This window comes from Erwinia sp. S38, from assembly GCF_016624545.1.
Taxonomy (GTDB): domain Bacteria; phylum Pseudomonadota; class Gammaproteobacteria; order Enterobacterales; family Enterobacteriaceae; genus Erwinia; species Erwinia coffeiphila.
On sequence record NZ_JACVTS010000001.1, the window covers coordinates 211,893 to 232,983 of the forward strand.

22 protein-coding genes are annotated in these 21,091 nt (G+C 58.1%); 6 read left to right on the plus strand and 16 right to left on the minus strand.

The genetic code is table 11. From position 1 onward, the window contains the following. Positions 1-42: 42 nt before the first annotated feature. The 5 genes from asd to IBT46_RS00910 all read right to left on the minus strand — a co-directional run bounded on the left by asd (position 43) and on the right by IBT46_RS00910 (position 5,397). The gene (gene asd, locus IBT46_RS00890; RefSeq protein ID WP_105592180.1) at positions 43-1,152 is read right to left on the minus strand and encodes an aspartate-semialdehyde dehydrogenase; all 1,110 of its coding nucleotides are present in this window, start codon (positions 1,150-1,152) and stop codon (positions 43-45) included. Positions 1,153-1,509: 357 nt separating this feature from the next. Continuing rightward, entirely contained in the window at positions 1,510-2,850 is a 1,341-nt protein-coding gene (gene gntU, locus IBT46_RS00895) for a gluconate transporter (protein WP_105592179.1), read from the minus strand. Between the two features lie 10 nt (positions 2,851-2,860). After that, complete coding sequence (gene gntK / locus IBT46_RS00900) at positions 2,861-3,400, minus strand: gluconokinase (RefSeq protein ID WP_200543198.1); 540 nt, start codon at positions 3,398-3,400, stop codon at positions 2,861-2,863. Between the two features lie 192 nt (positions 3,401-3,592). Next, entirely contained in the window at positions 3,593-4,588 is a 996-nt protein-coding gene (gntR, locus tag IBT46_RS00905) for a gluconate operon transcriptional repressor GntR (protein WP_105592177.1), read from the minus strand. A 113-nt stretch (positions 4,589-4,701) separates the two neighbouring features. Beyond that, positions 4,702-5,397: a pirin family protein gene (locus IBT46_RS00910; RefSeq protein WP_200543200.1), complete on the minus strand. Its 696-nt coding sequence runs from the start codon at positions 5,395-5,397 to the stop codon at positions 4,702-4,704. A 341-nt stretch (positions 5,398-5,738) separates the two neighbouring features. On the opposite strand from IBT46_RS00910, the gene IBT46_RS00915 reads away from it, so the two are divergent. The 4 genes from IBT46_RS00915 to IBT46_RS00930 all read left to right on the plus strand — a co-directional run bounded on the left by IBT46_RS00915 (position 5,739) and on the right by IBT46_RS00930 (position 8,007). After that, a complete protein-coding gene (locus IBT46_RS00915) occupies positions 5,739-6,296 on the plus strand; it encodes a type IV secretion protein Rhs (RefSeq protein ID WP_200543202.1) in 558 nt (185 codons plus the stop codon). Continuing rightward, positions 6,293-6,628 (plus strand): putative T6SS immunity periplasmic lipoprotein, encoded by a 336-nt coding sequence (locus tag IBT46_RS00920; RefSeq protein ID WP_200543204.1) that lies wholly within the window; start codon positions 6,293-6,295, stop codon positions 6,626-6,628. Before IBT46_RS00915 ends, IBT46_RS00920 begins: the two co-directional genes overlap by 4 nt. Positions 6,629-6,638: 10 nt before the next feature. After that, the gene (locus tag IBT46_RS00925) at positions 6,639-7,127 is read left to right on the plus strand and encodes a type VI secretion system tube protein Hcp (RefSeq protein WP_200543205.1); all 489 of its coding nucleotides are present in this window, start codon (positions 6,639-6,641) and stop codon (positions 7,125-7,127) included. Positions 7,128-7,512: 385 nt separating this feature from the next. Beyond that, on the plus strand, positions 7,513-8,007 hold the full coding sequence (locus IBT46_RS00930; RefSeq protein ID WP_200543207.1) for a GNAT family N-acetyltransferase: 495 nt from the start codon (positions 7,513-7,515) through the stop codon (positions 8,005-8,007). A gap of 16 nt (positions 8,008-8,023) precedes the next feature. Here the strand turns inward: IBT46_RS00930 and IBT46_RS00935 are convergent, their stop codons facing one another. Continuing rightward, entirely contained in the window at positions 8,024-9,031 is a 1,008-nt protein-coding gene (locus IBT46_RS00935; RefSeq protein ID WP_200543208.1) for a LacI family DNA-binding transcriptional regulator, read from the minus strand. Between the two features lie 119 nt (positions 9,032-9,150). Between IBT46_RS00935 and IBT46_RS00940 the strand changes: the two genes are divergently transcribed. Further along, complete coding sequence (locus IBT46_RS00940; protein WP_105592173.1) at positions 9,151-9,981, plus strand: SDR family oxidoreductase; 831 nt, start codon at positions 9,151-9,153, stop codon at positions 9,979-9,981. Positions 9,982-9,990: 9 nt separating this feature from the next. After that, on the plus strand, positions 9,991-11,133 hold the full coding sequence (locus IBT46_RS00945) for a phytanoyl-CoA dioxygenase family protein (protein ID WP_200543211.1): 1,143 nt from the start codon (positions 9,991-9,993) through the stop codon (positions 11,131-11,133). Between the two features lie 121 nt (positions 11,134-11,254). Here the strand turns inward: IBT46_RS00945 and araD are convergent, their stop codons facing one another. From araD to IBT46_RS00995, 10 genes are all read right to left on the minus strand, one after another. Next, positions 11,255-11,953 (minus strand): L-ribulose-5-phosphate 4-epimerase, encoded by a 699-nt coding sequence (gene araD, locus IBT46_RS00950; protein ID WP_200543214.1) that lies wholly within the window; start codon positions 11,951-11,953, stop codon positions 11,255-11,257. Then, the gene (locus IBT46_RS00955; RefSeq protein WP_200543216.1) at positions 11,950-12,807 is read right to left on the minus strand and encodes an L-ribulose-5-phosphate 3-epimerase; all 858 of its coding nucleotides are present in this window, start codon (positions 12,805-12,807) and stop codon (positions 11,950-11,952) included. The genes araD and IBT46_RS00955 overlap by 4 nt, the downstream gene beginning before the upstream one ends. A gap of 1 nt (position 12,808) precedes the next feature. Continuing rightward, positions 12,809-13,471 (minus strand): 3-keto-L-gulonate-6-phosphate decarboxylase UlaD, encoded by a 663-nt coding sequence (gene ulaD / locus IBT46_RS00960; RefSeq protein WP_200543218.1) that lies wholly within the window; start codon positions 13,469-13,471, stop codon positions 12,809-12,811. A 3-nt stretch (positions 13,472-13,474) separates the two neighbouring features. Beyond that, positions 13,475-14,950, minus strand: a complete 1,476-nt coding sequence (locus tag IBT46_RS00965; RefSeq protein WP_200543220.1) for an FGGY-family carbohydrate kinase — start codon at positions 14,948-14,950, stop codon at positions 13,475-13,477. Further along, complete coding sequence (locus IBT46_RS00970; RefSeq protein ID WP_200543222.1) at positions 14,947-16,245, minus strand: MFS transporter; 1,299 nt, start codon at positions 16,243-16,245, stop codon at positions 14,947-14,949. The genes IBT46_RS00965 and IBT46_RS00970 overlap by 4 nt, the downstream gene beginning before the upstream one ends. Then, positions 16,242-16,727 carry a YhcH/YjgK/YiaL family protein gene (locus tag IBT46_RS00975; protein WP_200543224.1) on the minus strand — a complete coding sequence of 162 codons (486 nt, stop codon included), beginning with the start codon at positions 16,725-16,727 and terminating at the stop codon, positions 16,242-16,244. Before IBT46_RS00975 ends, IBT46_RS00970 begins: the two co-directional genes overlap by 4 nt. 13 nt (positions 16,728-16,740) lie before the next feature. Continuing rightward, positions 16,741-17,739 (minus strand): 3-dehydro-L-gulonate 2-dehydrogenase, encoded by a 999-nt coding sequence (gene yiaK, locus IBT46_RS00980; protein WP_200543226.1) that lies wholly within the window; start codon positions 17,737-17,739, stop codon positions 16,741-16,743. A gap of 287 nt (positions 17,740-18,026) precedes the next feature. Continuing rightward, positions 18,027-18,878 carry an SMP-30/gluconolactonase/LRE family protein gene (locus tag IBT46_RS00985; protein ID WP_200543228.1) on the minus strand — a complete coding sequence of 284 codons (852 nt, stop codon included), beginning with the start codon at positions 18,876-18,878 and terminating at the stop codon, positions 18,027-18,029. A 13-nt stretch (positions 18,879-18,891) separates the two neighbouring features. Further along, the gene (locus IBT46_RS00990) at positions 18,892-19,992 is read right to left on the minus strand and encodes a substrate-binding domain-containing protein (protein ID WP_200543230.1); all 1,101 of its coding nucleotides are present in this window, start codon (positions 19,990-19,992) and stop codon (positions 18,892-18,894) included. After that, on the minus strand, positions 19,989-21,086 hold the full coding sequence (locus IBT46_RS00995) for an ABC transporter permease (protein ID WP_105592162.1): 1,098 nt from the start codon (positions 21,084-21,086) through the stop codon (positions 19,989-19,991). Before IBT46_RS00995 ends, IBT46_RS00990 begins: the two co-directional genes overlap by 4 nt. Between the last annotated feature and the right edge of the window lie 5 nt (positions 21,087-21,091).

The window sequence follows — 21,091 nt, forward strand, 5'->3', positions numbered from 1 at the left end:
GATACTTTCCCCTGCCGCAGACGACAGGGGAAAGCGAGCCGTTTAGCCGACCAGCAGGCGCAGCATACGGCGCAGCGGTTCAGCCGCACCCCACAGCAGCTGATCGCCAACGGTGAAGGCGGAAAGATATTCCGGCCCCATATTCAGCTTGCGCAGACGACCCACCGGAGTGTTTAGCGTGCCGGTGACCGCAGCAGGCGTCAGCTCGCGCATGGTCAGCTCACGATCGTTTGGCACCACTTTCACCCACTCGTTGTGGGAAGCCAGCAGCTGAGTGACCTCATCCAGCGGCACGTCTTTTTTCAGCTTCAGCGTAAACGCCTGGCTGTGGCAGCGCAGTGCACCGACGCGCACGCACAGACCGTCAACCGGAATCACGCTGTCGGTGCGCAGGATTTTGTTGGTTTCCGCCTGACCTTTCCACTCTTCGCGGCTCTGACCGTTTTCCAGCTGCTTATCGATCCACGGGATCAGGCTACCGGCCAGCGGTACACCAAAGTTATCGGTTGGCAGGGTGCCGCTGCGGGTCAGCTCGGTCACGCGGCGCTCGATATCGAGAATGGCCGATGCCGGGTTGTGCAGCTCTTTTGCTACGTGGTCATGCAGCATGCCCATCTGAGCCAGCAGTTCACGCATATGGCGCGCGCCGCCGCCGGATGCTGCCTGATAGGTGGCAACGGAAGCCCACTCCACCAGATCGTTAGCAAACAGACCGCCCAGCGACATCAGCATCAGGCTGACGGTACAGTTACCGCCAACGAAGGTTTTAATGCCGTTGTTCAGGCCGTCGTGGATGACCTGGTGGTTGACCGGGTCGAGGATGATAATCGCATCGTCCTTCATGCGCAGCGTGGAAGCAGCGTCAATCCAGTAACCCTGCCAGCCAGCGGCACGCAGTTTTGGATAGACTTCGCTGGTGTAATCCCCACCCTGGCAGGTGATGATGATATCCAGCGCGCTCAGCGCATCGATATCAAACGCATCCTGCAGCGTACCGGCAGAGCGGCCGCCAAACTCCGGCGCGGCCTGGCCGTGCTGGGAAGTGGAGAAAAACACCGGGCGTACAACGTCAAAGTCACGCTCTTCGATCATACGCTGCATCAGCACGGAACCAACCATGCCACGCCAACCGACAAGTCCTACAGTTTTCATATCTACCTTTACCTCGGGCCCGCACTGATAACGCCCGTAATTCAGTTAAAATCACCGGAATGTACTCTGTCCAAATCTACAAGGTGCAGCAAAAGTGGCAAGTGAATTAAATCGATTGAAGGAATTTTTTTAGCAGAGGGACTAATAATCCACGCCAGGCGGTGTGAAACAGGAGGATTAACGCGAGTCTCTGATAACGGCGGCAGCCCTATTATCGTTGTTAAATTGGCAATTAAAGCGAGTTTTACCGATGATTATAGGGGGTTTTGCGTATCAGGAGCCGAAACATCGTCATAGAGCGGTAATATACAGAATCGAAGAAGGGGCAGGGCAGTTTCTGCCGCCCCTTCTGATTTATTATGACAGCAGTTCGAACGCGATCATGCCAATCACCGCCCCAACCGTGCCGAGGATGGTTTCCATCATCGTCCAGGTCTTCAGCGTTTGCCCTTCCGTTGCGCCGGTAAAGCGGCCAAACAGCCAGAAACCGGCGTCGTTGACGTGGCTGAAGATAATCGAGCCGCCGGCAATACAGATCGACAGCGCGGCCAGCTGGGCACCGGAATAATGCAGCGGTTCAATCACCGGCATAATCAGCCCCACAGCGGTCAGGCAGGCGACGGTCGCCGAACCCTGAATAATGCGCACCGCGCCGGAGAGCACGAAGCAGGCCAGCGCAACCGGCAGACCCGCGCCGGTCAGTGCGTTGCCCAGTGCCGGGCCAACGCCGGAATCCACCAGCACCTGTTTGAACACGCCACCGGCACCGATCACCAGCAGGATAATTCCCGCTGGCTGTAGGGCCGCGCCGCAGATCTGCATCACGCGCTCTTTGTCCATGCCCTGGCGGTACGCCAGGCCGTAAATCGCCACCAGACAGGCCAGCAGAATTGCGGTAAACGGGTGACCGATAAACTCCAGCCATTCATACAGGCGGGAGCCGGGTTCGGTAAAGCGCGCGCCGATGGTTTTCAGCCCCACCAGCACCAGCGGGAAGAGGATCAGCGACAGGCTGAAGCCAAACGACGGCAGCTTGCTCTCATCAAATTCGGGATGCTCGCTTTCCGCCGGTGGCGTGAACTGCACATGCTGGCTGATAAAGCGGCCAAACAGCGGACCGGCAATCAGCATGCCCGGGATCGCCGCACACAGCCCCAGCAGGATCATCCAGCCGAAATCGGCATGCATCTGCGAAGCCAGCAGCATCGGCGCAGGCCCCGGCAGCAGGAACGCCGCCGCTGCCGCAACCCCGGCAAACAGCGGGATCACCAGCTTCACCAGGTTATCCCCGGTGCGGCGCGCCACGGCGAAGGCGATGCTGATCAGCAGTACGACCGCCACTTCGAAGAACAGCGGCAGCGCGCAGATCAGTCCGGCAATGCCCATCGCGTAATGCGCACGGCTTTCACCAAAGGCTTTCAGCATGCGGATGGCGATCTGATCGACCGCGCCGGTTTCATGCAGGATCTTGCCAAACATCGCCCCCAGCGCCACAACGATGGCGAGGAAGCCGAGCGTGCCGCCCATCCCTTTTTCCATCGTCTGGGCGATTTTATCCAGCGGCATGCCGGAGAACAGACCGGCACCAATTGACACTAACATCAGCGCCACAAAGGCGTGCATACGCGCCTTCATTACTAAAAACAGCAGCAGTAATACCGAACCTGCTGCGGTCAAAACCAGTGTTGCAGTACTCATTAAACCCTACTTACTTCGTCTTGTTGATGGCACCGTCAATGGCTTTCAGCGTTGAGGCAATGACGTCATCAAGGGACTGATTAATATCCACAACCAGCACATCTTTCTCTTCGCTGCCCGGTTCTTCCAGGGTAGCGAACTGGGTAACCAGCATCTGCGGCTTGAAGAAATGGCCTTTGCGCGCGCGCAGGCGGGATTCAATGGTGTCGAAATCGCCCTTCAGGTAGACGAAGGACAGGTTCTTGTTCCCTTCGCGCAGGATGTCGCGATAGTGCTTTTTCAGCGCCGAGCAAACGATCAGCGATACGTCATTGGTGCGCTGCATGGCGAACGCGGCGTCGTTAATCGCCTTCAGCCACGGCTTGCGGTCGGTGTCGTCCAGCGGATGACCACCGGCCATTTTTTCAATGTTGGCGCGCGGGTGCAGGAAGTCACCGTCAAGGAAAGCGGCTTTCAGTTCATGTGCCACGGCTTTAGCCACGGCAGATTTGCCGCTGCCGGATACGCCCATCAGTACGAATACGTGATTGGACGGGGTAGATGAGGTCATTATTTTTGCTCCGTCAGAGTCAATAGCAGGTGTGAACGGCAATTTGTTATCGGTAACATTGTCTGGTGCTGTACAAATTATGGCAACAGCTGCGGCGGGAAAAGCTGGTAAATGTGAGGGACTTCAAAAAAACGGCAAAAACAGCGTGAGGGAGGCACAAAGAGATAACGGACGCGATTGCGCCCGTCGGGGTTAAATACTTTCGCCGATGGAGAGCGTAAAGCCGATATCCAGCGGCCCACAATCGACCGCTTCACCGCGAATACGCGCCAGCAGCATTGACGCCGCTTCCTGGCCCATCTGCTCACGCGGGGTCTGCACGGTAGCCAGCTGCGGGGTGGTGGCCTTTGAAATATCATGGCCGTGAAAACCGGCGATCGCCATCTGCTCCGGCACCCGCAGCCCCTGCCGCTGGCACTCAAACATCGCGCCCACCGCCAGGTCATCGTTGGTGCAGAACAGGCTGTCGGTCTGCGGATAGCGCTTCTGCGCCTCGCGCAGCAGCATCGCACCGGCGGTAAACGACGAGGCCGCTTCCATCATCACGGTTTTTGGCTCCAGTCCGGCCTCGCGCATCGCCTGCGCATAGCCGCGCTCTTTTTGCAGCGTTCGTTCGTCCAGCCGCGCGCCGAGGTAAACCGTGTGTCGATGGCCGCGCTGCAAAATGGCCTGGGTCATTTGCCGCGCGGCCTCAACGTTATCGAATCCCACCGCCATATCCAGGCAGGGGGAAACGCTGTCCATCATCTCAATTACCGGAATGCCGGCAGTTTCGATCATCCGCAGGCTGGCGGCGGTGTGGGTGCGTTCGGTCAGGATCAGGCCGTCGATATTCCAGCCCAGCAGGGAGCGCAGCTGTAGCTCCTCTTTCTCCGGGCTGTAGCCGAAGTGGCCGACCAGCGTCTGGTAGCCCGCCGCATCGGTAACAGTTTCAATGCCGCGCAGCACGTCGGCAAACACCTGGTTGGTCAGCGACGGCAGCAGCACGCCAATCGCCCGGCTGGTGGCGTTGGAGAGCATATCCGGAGCACGGTTGGGAATGTAGCCCAGCTCATCCAGCGCGGCGGCAATTTTGCCCTGTAGCGCGGCGGAAACCTGCTCGGGGTTACGCAGATAGCGGCTGACGGTCATTTTGGTGATGCCGATACGATCGGCAACATCCTGAAGTACCGGTCTTTTTTTCTTCATTTGGCTTCAGCTGGTTGGACGGTATCCGGCTGAGTGTAACAAATCTGGGCGGGAAAAAGAGAAAGGGCGCGGTTTCCCGCGCCCAAAGTGTGATGTAGCTATCTTCGCAGGCCTTAAACCGGCGGCAGATCGAACAGCAGGATCTCAGCGTCGCTGCTGGCGGTAATCTCCAGAGCCGCTTCATCCCAGATGGCAAACGCATCGCTGGTCGTGGCGGCTTCACCGTTTACGGTGATATCGCCTTTTACTACCTGAATCCAGATTTTGCGGCCTTCGGCGACCTCTGCTGTACCCTGTTCGCCTGCTTTAAACGCCCAGCGGGACAGCGTCATATCCTGGTAAACTTTCAGTGAACCGTCGCGCGCATCCGGCGACAGTACCAGCTGACGGCCCTGGACATCATCAAAGCGGCGCTGTGCGTAGCGTGGCTCAATGCCGTTTTTCTCCGGGATAATCCAGATCTGATACAGGTGCAGCGGCACGTCTTTACTGCCGTTGTACTCGGAATGACGTACGCCGGTGCCTGCACTCATAATCTGGAACTCACCCGCCGGGATCTGTTCTTTGTTGCCCATGCTGTCCTGATGCTCCACGGTGCCGGAAAGCACGTAGGTCAGGATCTCCATATCTTTATGTGGATGGGTGCCAAAACCCTGGCCGCCATCGATCACGTCTTCGTTAATCACCCGCAGCGCGGAGAAGCCCATAAAGTTGGCGTCATAATAGTTAGCGAAAGAGAACGTGTGATAACTGTCCAGCCAGCCATGGTTTGCATGGCCACGATCTTGTGCTTTGCGTAAGTAAATCATATTCAATTCTCCTCAATGTTTTAACGTAGTCTGCGCCCGAACAGCCCGCGTTGATAGCGGAGAAAATTGTCTCCTCTGGTCAAAATTTTCGAATAAATGGTGGCGGTAACATCAGTCAGGTTGCCGGATGCCCGAAAGAACACCTTACGCTGTAGCGGTAAGGCGAAGGTCAGGTTCGACTTCTGTTATCGGTCAGGGCTGCTAATACGATCTTCTAATCTGGCTTATCATCCTCATTCTGTTACACAAAATCAGCCCCTTCCCGGAAAAGTCTCTCCTCTTCCCGATTGCTCGAGTGTACAATTAACGATCAATAACATTACAGATGAAAGGGATTTTGAGTGCCTGTCAATGAGAGTGTTAGAGCAACATCGGGAACATGGATTACACCTGGCGGCGTGAGACTTATCACGATGGGTGAGATAGCGTTAGCAAGATCGCTTTATGGCTATGGCCTCAGATACAATCAAATTTGGGTGCATCGGGAGAGCTATTTACCGTTTAACCTACAGCCTATTGATGTTGCTATGAGTCCAAACGGTGAAATGTGGTTTCGTGAAGATACCTATTCTCATGATTTCTCAATGGACACTCTCGAAAAGAAACATAGATTCATGCATGAAATGATGCACGTTTGGCAAGCACAACACGGCATGTTTGTAAGAACAAGAGGGATATTCTCCCGTTTCGCTGATTACAGTTATAGTTTAGATAAAACTGATATTCGTCATTACAGTTTAGAACAACAAGCCTCTTTAGTGAGTGATTATTGGTTGTTGCTTACCTACGGCTTTAGGGGCAATACTGATTTAATTGAGTATCGAGGTTATGATCCTGATGAATCTGTCCATTCCCTGATTGCAAAATACAAATCAGTGATGAAAGGATTTACAGCATGAAGCGATTAGCTGTTCTTCCTGTAATTTTCCTTCTTTCTGGTTGCCCAGGTGGAAATCCAGCACCGCACCCACGAGCTACGTTCATCAACGGCGAACATCTTTGCTTTAGTACAAATAAGGAAGATGTATTGAGCTATTATCGCATCGAATCAAATGAAAACGGGAAATTTAACACAGTGGAATACGATGAAGATTTAACTCTTTTTTATCCTGAAGACTGTATAAATTTTAAATGGAAGAATGGTTCTTCATATGCAATTTCTTATGGCCTGAATGGAAAAGACTATGTTCATGAATTCGTTATTGATAGCAATGGGAAACTAACAAAATAAGGAGATCGGAATGTCATTACCCGCTTATTTATTTCTGTATGATGAAAACGGGATGCAAATTGTAGGTGATTGTCTGGCGTCAGGCCGTGAGGGTGCGATAGAGGTGATGAACAGCAGCTATGGTGTCAGGCAAGGCGTAGATAGCTGTACAGGAAGCATGACGGGAACACGGCAGCATGATGCTGTAACCATACACAAGCAATTAGATAAAGTGAGTCCATATCTTGCTATTGCTGTATGTGAAAGTAGACGCTTGCAGAAAGCAGTGATCAAATACTATGAAATAATTGAGTCTGGAATAGAAACGGAAATTTATAATATTATTCTTGAAAGCGTTGTTATTTCCTCCGTTGATTTCTCACATGTCTATTATCCTGGTAGCACATCTCCAAACATGCACGAGGTGGTGGGCCTTCGATTCCGTGGTATTGAATGGAATTATGTCAAAGGGAATATTAAATACGATGACGCCTGGAGTAAGCCAAAGAAGGAAGAGTAGATAGAACCATAAAAATGTTCACCGTATTTACTGCCTGTGAAAACTGAATGTTCGTGGTAAGGGAACATAGCGCCTGCCGGTGCGCAATCAGGTTTCGCTCGCATAATCGTCAGAAGAACAGGGTGTGATGCTGGAATTTTTCAGGCCGGGCCGGGCAAAACGCAGGCAAAAAAAAAGCCAGCACCCGAGCTGGCTAAGAAACACTGGAAGCAATGTGAGCAATGTCGTGCCTTCTCAGCCAGTAGCAGAGCTCTGCTGAAAACGCATAGCAATAATAATCATTATCATTCGCACTTGTAAAGCTCTTTTCTGATTATTTTTTACTTGATTTGATGATAAAAAACCCTGATTTTAAAGAGGTTTTCTAACACTAAGGAGAGTAAAGGTGAGTGAGATTATCGTTCGACACGCCGAGCCTGATGACGCTGCGGCGCTGCATCAGATGTACAGCCAGCCGGAAACCTACAGCGATACGCTTCAGCTCCCTTATCCTTCACTACAGCGCTGGCAGGAGAAGCTAAAAAACACGCCGGACGGCCAGCACATGCTGGTGGCCTGCATCGATAGCCAGATCGTCGGTCAGTGTTTCGTGGCGTTGAATACCCCGGCGCGCCGCCGCCATACGGCGACATTTGGCCTGGGCGTGGACATTCGCCATCGCGGCAAGGGCGTGGCGAAGGCGATGATGACGGCGATAGTCGATCTCTGCGATAACTGGCTACAGGTGGATCGCATTGAACTGACCGTTTACGCCGATAATCAGGCGGCCATTGCGCTGTATGAGAAATTTGGCTTCGTGACCGAAGGGCGCGGCGTACGCTTTGGCGTGCGTAACGGCGTGCAGGTCGATGCGCTATTTATGGCCCGACTGAAAGACTGAATCCAGCGGGTGACGCCTACAGATTAAAAGGCGTCACCACGTTGACCCGCGAAAACTCCCCGATTTCCTCTTCCGGCGGTAAAAAACCGTGAAAGCGCAGGATTGCCTGTAACGCACTGCGGGCATCGGCGCGCAGATCGTGATCGATAACCGCATCCAGCTGCCGTGCGGCCAGCATTTCACGGTTTTCCTCGTCCAGATCGTGGGCAATAAACGCCCGCAGCGGGCGCTGCTGGCTGGTAAACGCGCGGAAGATGGCCCGATTACCACCGCCAACACAGTAAACTGCGCTGATAGCCGGATCGCGATCCAGCACCTGGCTCACCCGCTCAAACGTCAGGCTGTCGACGCCGTAGCCTTCACTGATGCGCACCACTTTATGCTGCGGTGCAAGCTGGTGCAGCCCTTCGGCAAAGCCCGCAACCCGCTCCTCTTCGCCGCGAAATCCGGCGCTGCTCAGCACCACCGCCACCGAGTGGGGCTGCGGCCCCAGCCAGCGTGACAATAGATAGGCCGCCGTACGCCCGGCGCTGCCGTTATCCATGCCCACGTAGCGAATACGCGCGCTGTCGGGCAGATCGGTCACCAGCGTGACGACCGGCACCCGCTGGCGCAGCAGCTCTTCCACGCTGGCGTTCAGCGCTGACTCATCACTGACCTTGAGAATGACGCCGTAGCTGTCGCTGCCGCAGCGCAAAAGTAACTGCTGGAGGGCCTTCGCATCGATCTGTTCAAAGACGTGAAAACGCAGCATCAGGCGGAACGGTGCCAGGCTGCCGAGCTGGCTGAGTAGGGCGGCGCTGACCAGCGAGCTGAAGCGCTCGGGGGTATGCAGCACCACGTCAATATTCAGCGTTCTGCCACTCGCCAGATTCACCCGCTGCTGTAGCTCAAGATCGCGGATTGCGGCGGCAATCCGCCGGTCGGTTTGCGGATGCACGCTGCCGCGTTTGTGCAGCGCGCGATCCACCGTCGCCTTGCTGACGCCCGACTGCGCGGCAATCTGTTTAATGGAGAACTTCATTATTTGAGGTCTTTTTGAGGTTATCGGTGCGTGTTGTTAAAAAAATGTAAGTGATAAGGTGGTTAAGAGCAAATGTTCCTCACCCTGTATCCGACAAAAAACAAGAAAGGCGCTTAATCATGAGTTCAGATTTCAACAATCAGTTTAAGAACAAAGTGTATGTGGTGACCGGCGGTACCCAGGGCCTGGGCGCGGCGGTGGCCGAGCTGCTGGCAGAACGCGGCGCGCGCGGCCTGATTATCTGCGGTCGTAACGCGCGGGCAGGTGAAGAGCAGGTGGCAAAACTGCGTGCGCTGGGCTGCGATGCCGGCTTTGTCGCCGCCGACCTGACCGATCCGCACTCCTGCGAGCAGGTGATCGCGGCAGCGGAAAGCCGCTTTGGCGTGCTGCATGGCCTGGTGAACTGCGCCGGGATGTCCGATCGCGGCACCATCCTTAACACCACCCCGGAGCTGTTTGACGCCATTTTCGCCGTTAACGTCCGCGCGCCGTTCTTCCTGATGCAGGCGGCAATCAAACTGATGGTGGCGAACGGCACGGAAGGCAGCATCGTTAATATCATCACTATGACCTCCCACGGCGGTCAGAGCTTCCTCACCACCTATGCCGCCTCCAAAGGCGCGCTGGTCACGCTGACGAAAAACGTCGCCTTCAGCGCCATGCGCAACCGCATCCGGGTCAACGGCCTGAACATTGGCTGGATGGACACTCCGCACGAAGATGATATTCAAAAGCAGTATCACCAGGCTTCCGACGACTGGCTGGAGAAAGCCGAACGCGAACAGCCATTTGGCCGCCTGCTGAAGCCGCGGGAAGTGGCGCGCGGCGTGGCGTTTTTACTCTCTGAAGAATCCGGGATGATGACCGGCGCGGTGATTGATTTCGATCAGAACGTAGTGGGCTGCGGCGATGACGGCGCGCCAAAACCCCAGCAGCCGCTGAGCCTGTAAGGAGCCGAGATGAACGCTATCTATCTGCAGGAAAAGCAGCTGAAGGTTGATGAGTTTGCGGCGGTTTGCCGCCAGACGCTGCGCCAGGATGATTATCCGTTAGCGGCAAGCAGCGAGCTGAACGTGCTGATTTACCGTGCCGACTCGCTGTTAAGCGCCGCGCGCGACGATCGGAAAGCGGTACTGAGCGAGCTGCACCGCGCACTCTCTTCCGGCCCCGGCGTGTTCGTGGTGAAAGGGCTGTATGACAACCTGGCCGCGGTGGACCGCAGCAGCCAGCTGTTTGAAGCGATCCTGAAAGATGAAGCCGCAGCGGGGGGCGGCGGCGATCACTTCGCCAAAGCGGGCAGCAACGGCCGCATCTGGAACGCGCTGCAAAAAGTCGCGGAGCGCGATGCCGACGCCTTTATTGATTATTACGACAATCCGCTGCTGGCGATAATTTGTGAAAGCTGGCTGGGGCCGGGCTATGAGATGACCGCCCAGGTGAACCAGGTACGCCCCGGCGGCAAGGCGCAGCAGCCGCATCGTGACTACCATCTGGGCTTCCAGAGTAATGAGGTGGTCGAACAGTTCCCGCTGCCGCTGCAAATTCTGTCGCAGTATCTGACGTTGCAGGGCGCGGTGGCGCACACCGATATGCCGATTGAGTCCGGACCGACCCAACTGCTGCCGTGGTCACAGCAGTATCAGGCGGGCTATCTGGCCTGGCGGGACCCGGAGTTTATTGCCTGTTTCCAGCAGCATGCCATCCAGCTGCCGCTGCACAAAGGCGACGGGCTGTTCTTCAACCCGGCGCTGTTCCATGCGGCGGGCAATAACGTCACGCAGGATCGCGTGCGCACCGCCAACCTGCTGCAGGTGTCATCCAGTTTTGGCAAAACGATGGAGAAGGTTAACCATATCAAGGTGCTGCAAAGTATTTATCCGGCCCTGCTTCAGCGCGAGCTGCCGGAAGATAAGCTCAGTGCCGTTATTGCATCCGCTGCGGAGGGCTACTCATTTCCAACCAATCTGGATACCGATCCGCCGCTGGGCGGGCTGGTGCCGCAGACCCAGCAGGCCCTGTTGTTACAGGCGCTGCGAGAGAAGTGGACGCCGGTACATTTCAACCAGCAGCTGGCAGAGCATACGCAGAAACGTCAGGCATGATGTCGGATGAGGAAACGAAGGAATGTGCTGATTTTGACATTCGCCTGCTCTTTGCTGTGCTGATCTGACAGCGGTGCTTCAATCGATCGTGCCCCGACGGGGCACGATCCTGAACCGTCACTCACTGCCCGTAATACGCATTCGCCCCGTGCTTACGCAAATAGTGCTTATCCAGCAGCACCTGCTGCATATCCCCGATCCCCGGCGTCAGCTGCCGCGAGAAGATACCCATATAGGCGACTTCCTCCAGCACCACCGCATTGTGCACCGCGTTATCCGCATCGCTGCCCCAGGCAAACGGACCGTGGGCGTTGACCAGCACCGCCGGAACGGCTGCCGGACTGATATTGCGCGAGCGGAAGGTTTCAATAATCACTTCGCCGGTATTGTGCTCGTAATCCTGTGCAATTTCCTGCGCCGTCATCAGCCGCGTGCAGGGAATTTTGCCGTAGAAATAGTCGGCATGGGTGGTGCCCCAGGCGGGCAGATCCAGCCCGGACTGCGCCCAGATGGTGGCGTGGCGCGAGTGGGTATGCACGATGCCGCCGATGGTTTCAAAAGCGCGATACAGCGCCAGATGCGTTGCCGTATCGGAAGAGGGCTTCTTGCTGCCTTCCACCACGCGGCCGCTCTCCAGATCCACCACCACGATATCGTCCACCGTCATCACATCGTAATCCACGCCGGAAGGCTTGATCGCTACGCGGCCGCTGGCGCGGTCAATCGCGCTGACGTTGCCCCAGGTAAAGGTCACCAGATTATGGCGCGGCAGGGCGAGGTTGGCCTCGAACACCTGTTCTTTCAGAGACGTTAAGCTCACAGTAATCCTCCTTCCTGCATTTTTTGTTCAATCCAGCGCCGCGCCTGTACGATCTCGGCCACCGGCTCTTCGGCTTTTTCGGTCCACATTTCAATCAGGAACGCGCCGCGATAGTTAATCTGCTTCAGCGTGCGGAACACGCTGACAAAATCGACGCAGCCTTCGCCAAACGGCACGTCACGGAACTGGCCCGGCGAATCAGGGGTGACCGGCAGGGTGTCCTTCAGATGGATCGCAGCGATGCGATCGATGCCCAGCGCCAGCTCGGTGCTGACGTCGTTGCCCCAGGCGCTGAGGTTGCCGACGTCCGGGTAGACGGTGAACCACGGCGAGGCCAGCTGGCGATCCCAGTGCTTCCACTTGCTGATGGAGTTCATAAACTCGGTGTCCATGATTTCCACCGCCAGCATTACCTGCGCCGCCGCCGCGCGTTCCACCGCCCAGGCCAGCCCTTCGGCGAAGCGGGTCACGGTGCCCTCATCGTGCGATTCGTAATAAACGTCGTAGCCCGCCAGCTGGATGGTGCGGATGCCGGTGTCCTTTGCCAGCTGGATGGCGCGATCCATCAGATCGTACGCCTGCTGACAAACGGCCGGATCGCGGCTGCCAAACGGGAAGCGGCGATGGCCGGACAGGCACATTGACGGGATGTTGACCCCGGTTTCTATCATCGCGTCCACCAGCGACAGGCGCTGGGCTTTGGTCCAGTCCAGGCGCGCCAGGCGGGCATCGGTTTCATCCACCGACATCTCAACAAAGTCAAAGCCGCAGGCTTTCGCCAGCGCCAGACGTTCCGGCCAGCTCAGGTGCGCGGGCAGGGCTTTTTCATAAATACCTAACGGGTGCTGACGCATGTTATTTCCCCCAGATGCTGTCGATCGCCTGATGGAACTCGGCGGCGGTGGCCAGACCGTTGGCGCTTTCGGTCAGCGCGCGGCCGACGATAAAGGCACGCACGTCGATCTCTTTGAACTGCGGCAGCTCCTGCGGAGTGATCCCGCCGGTTACCGACAGCCCGAAGCCGAGGTCGGAAAGCGCCTTCATCGCCTCGAGATCCTGCTGGCTCCAGCGCTGCCCCTGCGCCTGCGCATCGCGGCCACGGTGGTAAATCGCCTGCTTCAGGCCGAGGGCACGCCAGCTGCGGGCGTCATCCATCGTCCAGTTGCCGAACAGCTCAATCTGGATCTCGCCCTGGTAGCGCTGCGCCACCTCATGGGCACTGGCAAAGGTCGCCAGCGGCGCGGCGCAGATCACCGTCATCCAGTTAGCCCCGGCCTCAAACGCCAGTTCGGCCAGCGTCGATCCGGCATCGGCGACCTTAAAATCGGCCACCAGGGTTTTCTCCGGCAGGCGCTGGCGCAGCTGGCGCACCGCGTCCACGCCCGCGCTGAAGCAGAGAATGGTGCCGGCTTCCACGATATCGACGTGCTCGTGCAGGCGATCGGCGGCATCAAGGGCGGCATCCAGCCGGGTATGATCCAGCGCCAGCTGCAGTTGAGGAACAGAGGAACGGCTCATGAGTTACTCCTGGTTGGCGGCAATCAGCGCCGTAATAAGTTTCTGATAGCGTTGGTATTTTTTCTGGTAAAGCGTGTGGTTTTCGGCGTTTGGCTGATAGCTGACGATCGCCGGGTCCAGCGCCCGCTGCGCCTGCTGTAGCGACGGTTGCGCGCCGGTTCCGGTCATCGCCACCAGCGCCGCTCCCAGGCAGCCGCTCTCTTCAATCTGCGGGATCTCCACCGGCAGGCCGCTGATATCGGCAAACATCTGCATCCACTCGGCCGAGCGCGTTGGCCCGCCGGTCAGGCGCAGGGCGCTGACGTTGGGGAAGCGTTTGAGAATGCGGTTCAGGTGGGTCAGATGCGAGAACACCACGCCTTCATAAATTGCCTGCACCAGATGCCCGCGCTGGTGGCCAGCCTGCAAACCGTAGAAGCTGGCGTGCAGATTCGCTCCGGCGTTGTTGCCGTAGAGGAACGGCACGAACAGCAGCGAGCTGGCTGCCGGAGGCAGCTCCGCCACCCACTGATTCAGCTGCGCGTAGTCGTCAATGCCCCACTGCTGGCAGAACCATTCCAGATTAGCGGCGGAGGTCGGGCTGGCTTCGTGAACGATGTACTGGCCGTCAATGGCGTAGCGGCCATACACGAACGGATAATCCACCTCGTCGCTCAGGCGGTCGGTAATGCCGCTGGTCACCGACCAGGTACCCATCACCGCATTCAGCCGCGTGTCGTCGTACAGTCCGGCGCACAGCGCGGTGGAGACCACGTCAAACAGTCCGCCCACCACCGGCGTGCCTTCCGCCAGCCCACACTGCGCGGCGGCGGCGGCCGTAATGTGCCCGGCAACGTCGCTGGAGCCGACGATTGGCGGCAGGGCGGGCAGGATCTCCGCGATCTCCAGCATCTCCGCCAGCGCGGGCGACCAGTCGCCCTGCTGCATGTCATAGAGATTGGATTCAGAAATATTGGTTTCTTCGCAGGCCCGTTCGCCGGTCAGGCAGAAGCGCAGATAGTCGTGCGCCATCATCACGCTGCCGATCGCCGCATAGCGTTCCGGCTCGTTATCCTTGACCCAGCGCAGCAGCGAAACCGGATGACCGGTCCACAGCGTCTGACGGGTGACCGGATAGAGCGCCTGCGGCACGCCTTCGCGCTGCCAGCGCTGAACCAGCTCCAGCGCGCGGCGGTCGGAGGAGAGAATACCGTTGCCCAGCGGCTGGCCCTGCTTATCCAGCATAAACAGGCCCTTACCCTGAGCGGAGATCCCCATGCCGCGCACGTCTGCCGCAGCGATATTGCCGTTTTCCAGCACCTGACGGATCACCGTGGCGGCAACCTGCCACAGCTGGTTCATATCGCGTTCCGCACGGCCCGGTTCCGGCACCAGTACCGCAAGGTTTTGCCGCGCCACCGCCTGTTCACGGCCTGATGCGTCATACAGCCCGGCCTTAATAAAGGTGCCGCCGCAGTCCAGCCCCAGCCAGTAACTCATGCGGCCCCCTTCTGCGGTGCATCGCAGCGTGCAGGCAGGGTCAGCGCCAGTACCGAAGCAATCGCCAGTGATATCGCCAGGCTGTAAACGCCTGCGTCTTTACTGAATTCGGCAATCAGCACGCCGACCATATATGGACCACAGAAGCCGCCAAGGTTGCCCAGCGCGTTAATCACGCCGCGTGCGCCGCCCGCCACTTCAGCGTTAAACAGGCGTGGCGGAATACTCCAGAACACCCCGGCCGCTGACTGAATAAACACTCCGCAGCCGACCAGCGCGGCGTAGGACCACCAGATATGCGCTTTCAGCAGTACCGACAGTGCCATGCAAATAGCAAACCCGGCCAGCGGCAGCGCCACAAACAGCTTGCGGCGCCCGGTAGCATCGGACAGCGACGAGAAGATAAACATGCCGAAGATCGCGCCAACGTACGGCAGGATCGCCAGCCAGCCCACCTGTTCGATATTGCCGTTGGTCAGCCCCTTCAGGATGGTTGGCAGCCACAGGGTATAGCCGTAGATCCCGGTCTGATAGAAGAAGTTGACCATAATCAGCCGCCACATCACCGGTTCACGCATCACCTGGCGCAGCGAGGCCTTACGGGTATTTTTACCTTTGATTTGCAGCTGTTCGTCGTGCAGCGTTTTGATCAGATAGTTCTTTTCGGCCTCGGAGATCCACTTCGCCTCCTGCGGGCGGTTGCTGATGGTGAAGGACCACAGCGCCATCACCACCAGCGACAGCACGCCTTCCACAAAGAACAGCATGCGCCAGTCCCAGCTGCTGATGATCCAGCCGGAAAGCGGGGCGGTCAGTATTCCGGCAATCGGCACAAACATGATCACAATCGCGTTGGCGCGGCCGCGTTCAGAATCGGGGAACCAGTTGCCGATCATTGTCAGCACCACCGGCAGCATGCCCCCTTCGGACACACCCAGCAGGAAGCGCAGTCCCAGCAGCTGATACTGATTGGTCGCCATACCGGTAAGGATGGAGATGACCGCCCAGGCCAGCAGCGACCAGCCGATAAAACGCTTACCGTTGCCGTAGACCGCCAGCTTGCCGCCGGGAACCTGCAGGAACAGATAACCGATAAAGAAGATCCCGCCCGCCAGACCGGCCATTGAGGCGCTGATCCCCAGCTCGTCATCCATACCGCCCGGCATAGCAAAGGCGATATTCACGCGGTCCATATAGGAGATAATGCAGGTGATCAGGATCGGCGGAATAATACGCAGCCAGCGCGTGTTAGGAATGGACGCGCGGGATGCCACAGAACTTGAGGTCAGGCTCATAGCGTACTCCCGGAATTAACGAACTCGGTAAGAGGGATCTTGACCACCACTTTGCGGATCGCCTGCGGGCCGTCGATCATCAGGTTTGGCCGATGCAGATCCTGCGGGAAGAACACGGCGAAATTGCCGGGCTTCATCAGCAACAGGGTTTCGTTTGGCGCATCGCGATAAAAAATAATGTCGCGATCGGCGTTGTACGGCTGGTGGATGACCAGCTCGGCTTTTTCCGTCGCCACGCCAATCAGCTCCTCACCGTCCACCAGAAACTGCACGTCAACAAAGTGGCGATGGGCTTCCGGGAAGCTCTCGCTGTGCGGGCCGGTCTGTAAATCCAGCACCTGTACGACCCAGCCGGTTTTATCGTGCTGATAGCGTCCGGCGGCCATCGCCCGCAGATCGTGGCGGGCCAGATAGTCCACGGCCCGGGCAACGGCGACAGGATAGTGGTGCGCTTCGGTATTGTTGATATGTCCAAAAATCATCGCGTTACTCCTGTTACAGCGCCTGAATACGTGCCCAGACGCGCTCGTCGACCGGAATGCCCTGCTGCTGGTTTTCAGCGCGGATGCCGGGGAATTTATGGCCCGGCAGGCGGATGGCCTGCTCGCCGTTGGCGCGTTCGGCACCGCTGATGGATTCAATAATGCGAGCCAGCTTGGCGTCGCGGGTTGGGCCGTCGATCAGTCGGTCGACGTCAATGGCGATAAATACCTGGGAAATACCGAATTCGTCGCCGTTGTCCTGGGTCACTTCGGTGACCGATGAGCCGTTAGAGAGCAGGGTGGCCAGCATATCCAGCACGATGGAGAGTGCGGAGCCTTTCCAGTAGCCCATCGGTAGAATGCGGCGGTTTTCCTCAATGGTGGCCGGGTCGCGGGTGTAGTTGCCGTCATTATCAAAGCCGCCGTCTACCGGCAGGGTTTTGCCCGCCAGACGGTTAATTTCCAGCATGCCGTAGGAGAACATCGACATCGACATATCTACCATGGTGATCGGCTCGCCCGGTACGGCAACGATCAGCGGGTTGGTGCCGATGGCACAGTTTTTTGCGCCCCACGGCGGCATCACCGCAATCGAGTTGGTCCAGCAGATGCCAACATAGCCTTTCTCTGCCGCCTGCCAGCCGTAGCTGCCGCCGCGCATCCAGTGGTTTGCGTTACGCAGCGCCACCAGGCCGATGCCGTGGCTGTCGGCCAGCGCCATCGCGCGATCCATCATGTCGGTGGCGGTCAGGTTGCCGATAGCGCGATGTGCATCCCACTGTTCAATCGCGCCCAGCGAGAGGATTTTTTCCGGGGTTGCCGTCGGCACGATATGCCCGGCATCCAGCTGCTGAATAAAGCGGGGGAAGCGGTTCACGCCGTGGGAGTAAACGCCGCTTTCACTGGTATCGGCAAACAGGGTGGCACAGGCTTCTGCCTTCTCCGCCGCCACGCCGCGCGCCAGTAAAACGCGCAGGAACTCCTGCTTTAACTGCTGGTAGCTGATTCTCATGCTGCTGTTACTCCCCGCTGGTGTGTATTTCAATATGTGGAATGTCGTTCCAAATAAATCCTATGAGGTTATTGGAATGAAGTCAAAAAAACGGGGGGTGAATTTAGTGTTAAAAAACAGATAGATAAAATTAATGTCAGCTTCTGTGATCGTCGCCACACCCGGTCAAAAACGGGCATGGCAAAGCCGACAGCAAAGTTTCCTCTGCCGTCGGCTACGTGATGATGACTGAGGTCTGCGGCGCGGCCGGTACAGCCAGTGATTCGGTCAGCGCCACCGTTTCCCCCTTACAGCCTGATACGTACCCGGTACAGCGAGCGGGTGGCGGTGATATACAGCTCGTCACCGTCCGGGCCGCCGAACGTGCAGTTAGACACGCACTCCGGCAGCGGAATTTTGCCGATGCGGTTGCCGCTGCTGTCGAAGGCGATCACCCCGTCGGCACAGCTGCACCAGACGTTGCCCCGGCGGTCAACGCAGAAGCCGTCCGGAATTCCGGGAGCGACTTCGGTAAACCATCTGCCGTGGCTCAGCCGATCACCCTCGACCTGGTACACCCGCAGCTCGCGGCGGCCGAGCGTGGGAAAATCAATCACCGACATATCCGCCACGTACATCAGGCTTTCGTCGGGCGAGAAAGCCAGCCCGTTAGGACGCTGCAAATCGCTAGCGGCGATGGTCAGTTTGCCGCTGACCGGATCGAAGCAGTAGAGATAGCAGCCGATCACCTGGCTGTGTGCGTGATAGCCTTCGTCATCGCTGGTGATGCCGTACGGCGGATCGGTAAACCAGATGGTGCCGTCCGAGCGCACCACCACGTCGTTAGGCGAGTTAAAGCGCCTGCCGTCCACTTTCTCCACCAGCAGGGTGACACTGCCGTCGTGCTCGGTACGGCTGATGCCGCGCCGGCCGTGCTCGCAGCTGATCACCCGCCCCTCGGCATCGCGTGCGTTGCCGTTGGCGAAGTTGGAAGGTGAACGCCATACCTCCAGCTCGCCGTTGCGCTGCCAGCGAAACATGCGGTTGCCCTTAACGTCGCTGAACACCACCGCATCCTGCTGCGGCAGCCATACCGGCCCTTCCGCCCAGATCGCCGGGGAGCAAAGCGTCTCAATAACCAGATCGTCGGTGATTGCCATTGTTCTGCCTCCGTTACTTCACGCCCCAGATGGTTTTGTAGTGGCCCTGATAGTCGTTCTGCGGGTCATAATGGTTCTGCGGACCGCCGTCGCTGCCGATATTCTCTTTGGTGATCAGGTGCGCGGGGGTGACGTAGCCTGACGGCGGCTGCCCGGCAAAGGCTCGGTTAAACTCGTCCAGCAGCTGCCAGCCGTGCAGCTTCAGCGGCTCGGCGACGGTGCCGATCTGGCTGTCGCCGCTGCGAATCCGCTGGAAGGCGGAAACCGAACCGTCACCGGCGGAGACGTTAAACGGCGCGTTGCTGCCGCCTTTACCGGCGGTTTTCAGCGCCGGAGCCATAAAGTCGAAGTAGAGATCGTTAATCGCCAGCGCGTACTGGAACTTATCGCCGTATTTTTGCAGCAGACTGAAGGTCATTGACGGCATGCGGTTGGCGGTGTCGGCCAGCGGCGTATCGATAAACTCCACGACCTGACAGCCGCTGCACTTCTCGATCTCCTGCTTCATGGTATTCGCTTTATCCAGCGCGATTTGATACAGCGAGTCGGTAAAGATCAGCACGCTGGCCTTGCCGCCGGAATGCACCACCGCATACTGCGCGGTCAGACGCGCCACCTCGGTTGAATCCGAGGTGATGTTGGTGACGACGCCGTACTGCGGAATCGGCCCCGGCTGCGGCACCGCGTGCCAGGCCATCAGCACGATTTTTTGCTGCGCGGCCTTTTTCAGCAGCACCTTCGCGACGTTCGGGTTCCAGCCGCCGATCACGATGCCGTCCGGGCGCTGGGCAATCGCCTGATTCAGCGCGGCTAGCTGATCTTTTACCGAGCCGCCGCCGTCCAGGGTATCGAGCTTCCAGCCCGCCGCCTTCGCGGCTTCGCTCAGCCCCTGCTGCACGCCCTGCACACCGCCGTTTTTCATGTCGGAGGCGATGAAAATCACCTTTTTATTCGCCTGTAGCTTAGGGCCGGTGGTCGGTCCGTCCCATTCGGTCACGCTGGCGGTGGCTTTAGTCACTGCCGCTGTGGCCTGGTCGAGATAACTGTCGGCGTGTGCCGGCAGGGAGGCGGCCAGCAGAGTACTGAGGGTTAAGGCAAGAACGTGAATTTTCATAGCTGACTTCCTGTAGTGGCGTTTTGATTATTGTCAGGAGGCGTTGCCGGGGCGCTCTGGCTGCGAACGACGGCTTTCTGGTTTAACATCCGGCGGCGCTGGGCGTAGCCGGCAAGACTAATGGAGAGCAGCAGGGTGGCACCGTTGAACAGCGGTTCAACCCAGAACTCACCGCCAAACTGCTGAATACCGGCGATACCAATCGCCAGAATGGCAATCCCGACCACCGTACCCCAGACGTTGACCCGTCCCGGGCGAATAGTGGTACTGCCGAGGAACGCACCAACCAGCGCGGGCAGCAGGTAGTCCATCCCCACGCTGGCCTGGCCGACGCCCTGTTCGGCGGCGATCAGCACGCCGCTGAAGCCGGTCAGCACGCTGGAGGCGATAAACGCGCCGATGGTGAATTTATTAACGGCAATGCCGTTCAGCCGCGCCGCCGCCGGATTACCGCCCACCGCGTACATGCAGCGGCCAAGCGGGGTGTGTTCGGTGATCAGCCACAGGACAATGGCCACCGCCAGCACGTAGAACGCGCCAATCGGGATGCCGAAAATTTCGGTGTAGTGCAGGGCAGTGAAGGCGTCGGGCAGATCGCCGACGATCTGACGGCCGCCGGAGTGCCAGAGCGCGATGGCGTACAGCACGGTGCCGGAACCCAGCGTGGCGACAAAGCTGTCGATATCCGCCAGCGCCACCAGAATGCCATTCAGCAGGCCGTACAGCGCGGAGATGGCCAGCACGGTCAGTACCGCCATCTGCCAGGAGAAGCCGTACTGCACCTGTAACGTAATGGCGAGGATGTGCCAGAGGACGATACCGAAACCGACGTTAAGATCGATTTTGCCAACGATCATCGGGATCGTTGCGGCCAGCGCCAGCAGGGCGATCTTGGCCTTGCTGGAGAGGATCGCCTGGAGGGTCAGCATGCTGGCGAACGACGGCGACAGCGCCGAGAACATCGCCACCAGCAGCACGCACAGCAGCAGCAGGCCGTAGCGGGTGACGATTTGCATCGACCACGGGCCTGCACCGTGCTGGCTGAGACTGACCCGCTGCTCCAGCGCGGTCGATTTGACGGACGTTTTAGACATAGATC

Coding starts and splice junctions, on each gene's coding strand:
- IBT46_RS00925 (WP_200543205.1), top strand. CDS start 6,639: ATGTCATTACCCGCTTATTTATTTCTGTATGATGAAAACGGGATGCAA.
- IBT46_RS00955 (WP_200543216.1), bottom strand. CDS start 12,807: ATGCGTCAGCACCCGTTAGGTATTTATGAAAAAGCCCTGCCCGCGCAC.
- gntK (WP_200543198.1), bottom strand. CDS start 3,400: ATGACCTCATCTACCCCGTCCAATCACGTATTCGTACTGATGGGCGTA.
- gntU (WP_105592179.1), bottom strand. CDS start 2,850: ATGAGTACTGCAACACTGGTTTTGACCGCAGCAGGTTCGGTATTACTG.
- gntR (WP_105592177.1), bottom strand. CDS start 4,588: ATGAAGAAAAAAAGACCGGTACTTCAGGATGTTGCCGATCGTATCGGC.
- IBT46_RS00910 (WP_200543200.1), bottom strand. CDS start 5,397: ATGATTTACTTACGCAAAGCACAAGATCGTGGCCATGCAAACCATGGC.
- ulaD (WP_200543218.1), bottom strand. CDS start 13,471: ATGAGCCGTTCCTCTGTTCCTCAACTGCAGCTGGCGCTGGATCATACC.
- IBT46_RS00920 (WP_200543204.1), top strand. CDS start 6,293: ATGAAGCGATTAGCTGTTCTTCCTGTAATTTTCCTTCTTTCTGGTTGC.
- IBT46_RS00970 (WP_200543222.1), bottom strand. CDS start 16,245: ATGAGCCTGACCTCAAGTTCTGTGGCATCCCGCGCGTCCATTCCTAAC.
- asd (WP_105592180.1), bottom strand. CDS start 1,152: ATGAAAACTGTAGGACTTGTCGGTTGGCGTGGCATGGTTGGTTCCGTG.
- IBT46_RS00940 (WP_105592173.1), top strand. CDS start 9,151: ATGAGTTCAGATTTCAACAATCAGTTTAAGAACAAAGTGTATGTGGTG.
- IBT46_RS00995 (WP_105592162.1), bottom strand. CDS start 21,086: ATGTCTAAAACGTCCGTCAAATCGACCGCGCTGGAGCAGCGGGTCAGT.
- IBT46_RS00975 (WP_200543224.1), bottom strand. CDS start 16,727: ATGATTTTTGGACATATCAACAATACCGAAGCGCACCACTATCCTGTC.
- IBT46_RS00990 (WP_200543230.1), bottom strand. CDS start 19,992: ATGAAAATTCACGTTCTTGCCTTAACCCTCAGTACTCTGCTGGCCGCC.
- IBT46_RS00945 (WP_200543211.1), top strand. CDS start 9,991: ATGAACGCTATCTATCTGCAGGAAAAGCAGCTGAAGGTTGATGAGTTT.
- yiaK (WP_200543226.1), bottom strand. CDS start 17,739: ATGAGAATCAGCTACCAGCAGTTAAAGCAGGAGTTCCTGCGCGTTTTA.
- IBT46_RS00965 (WP_200543220.1), bottom strand. CDS start 14,950: ATGAGTTACTGGCTGGGGCTGGACTGCGGCGGCACCTTTATTAAGGCC.
- IBT46_RS00985 (WP_200543228.1), bottom strand. CDS start 18,878: ATGGCAATCACCGACGATCTGGTTATTGAGACGCTTTGCTCCCCGGCG.
- IBT46_RS00935 (WP_200543208.1), bottom strand. CDS start 9,031: ATGAAGTTCTCCATTAAACAGATTGCCGCGCAGTCGGGCGTCAGCAAG.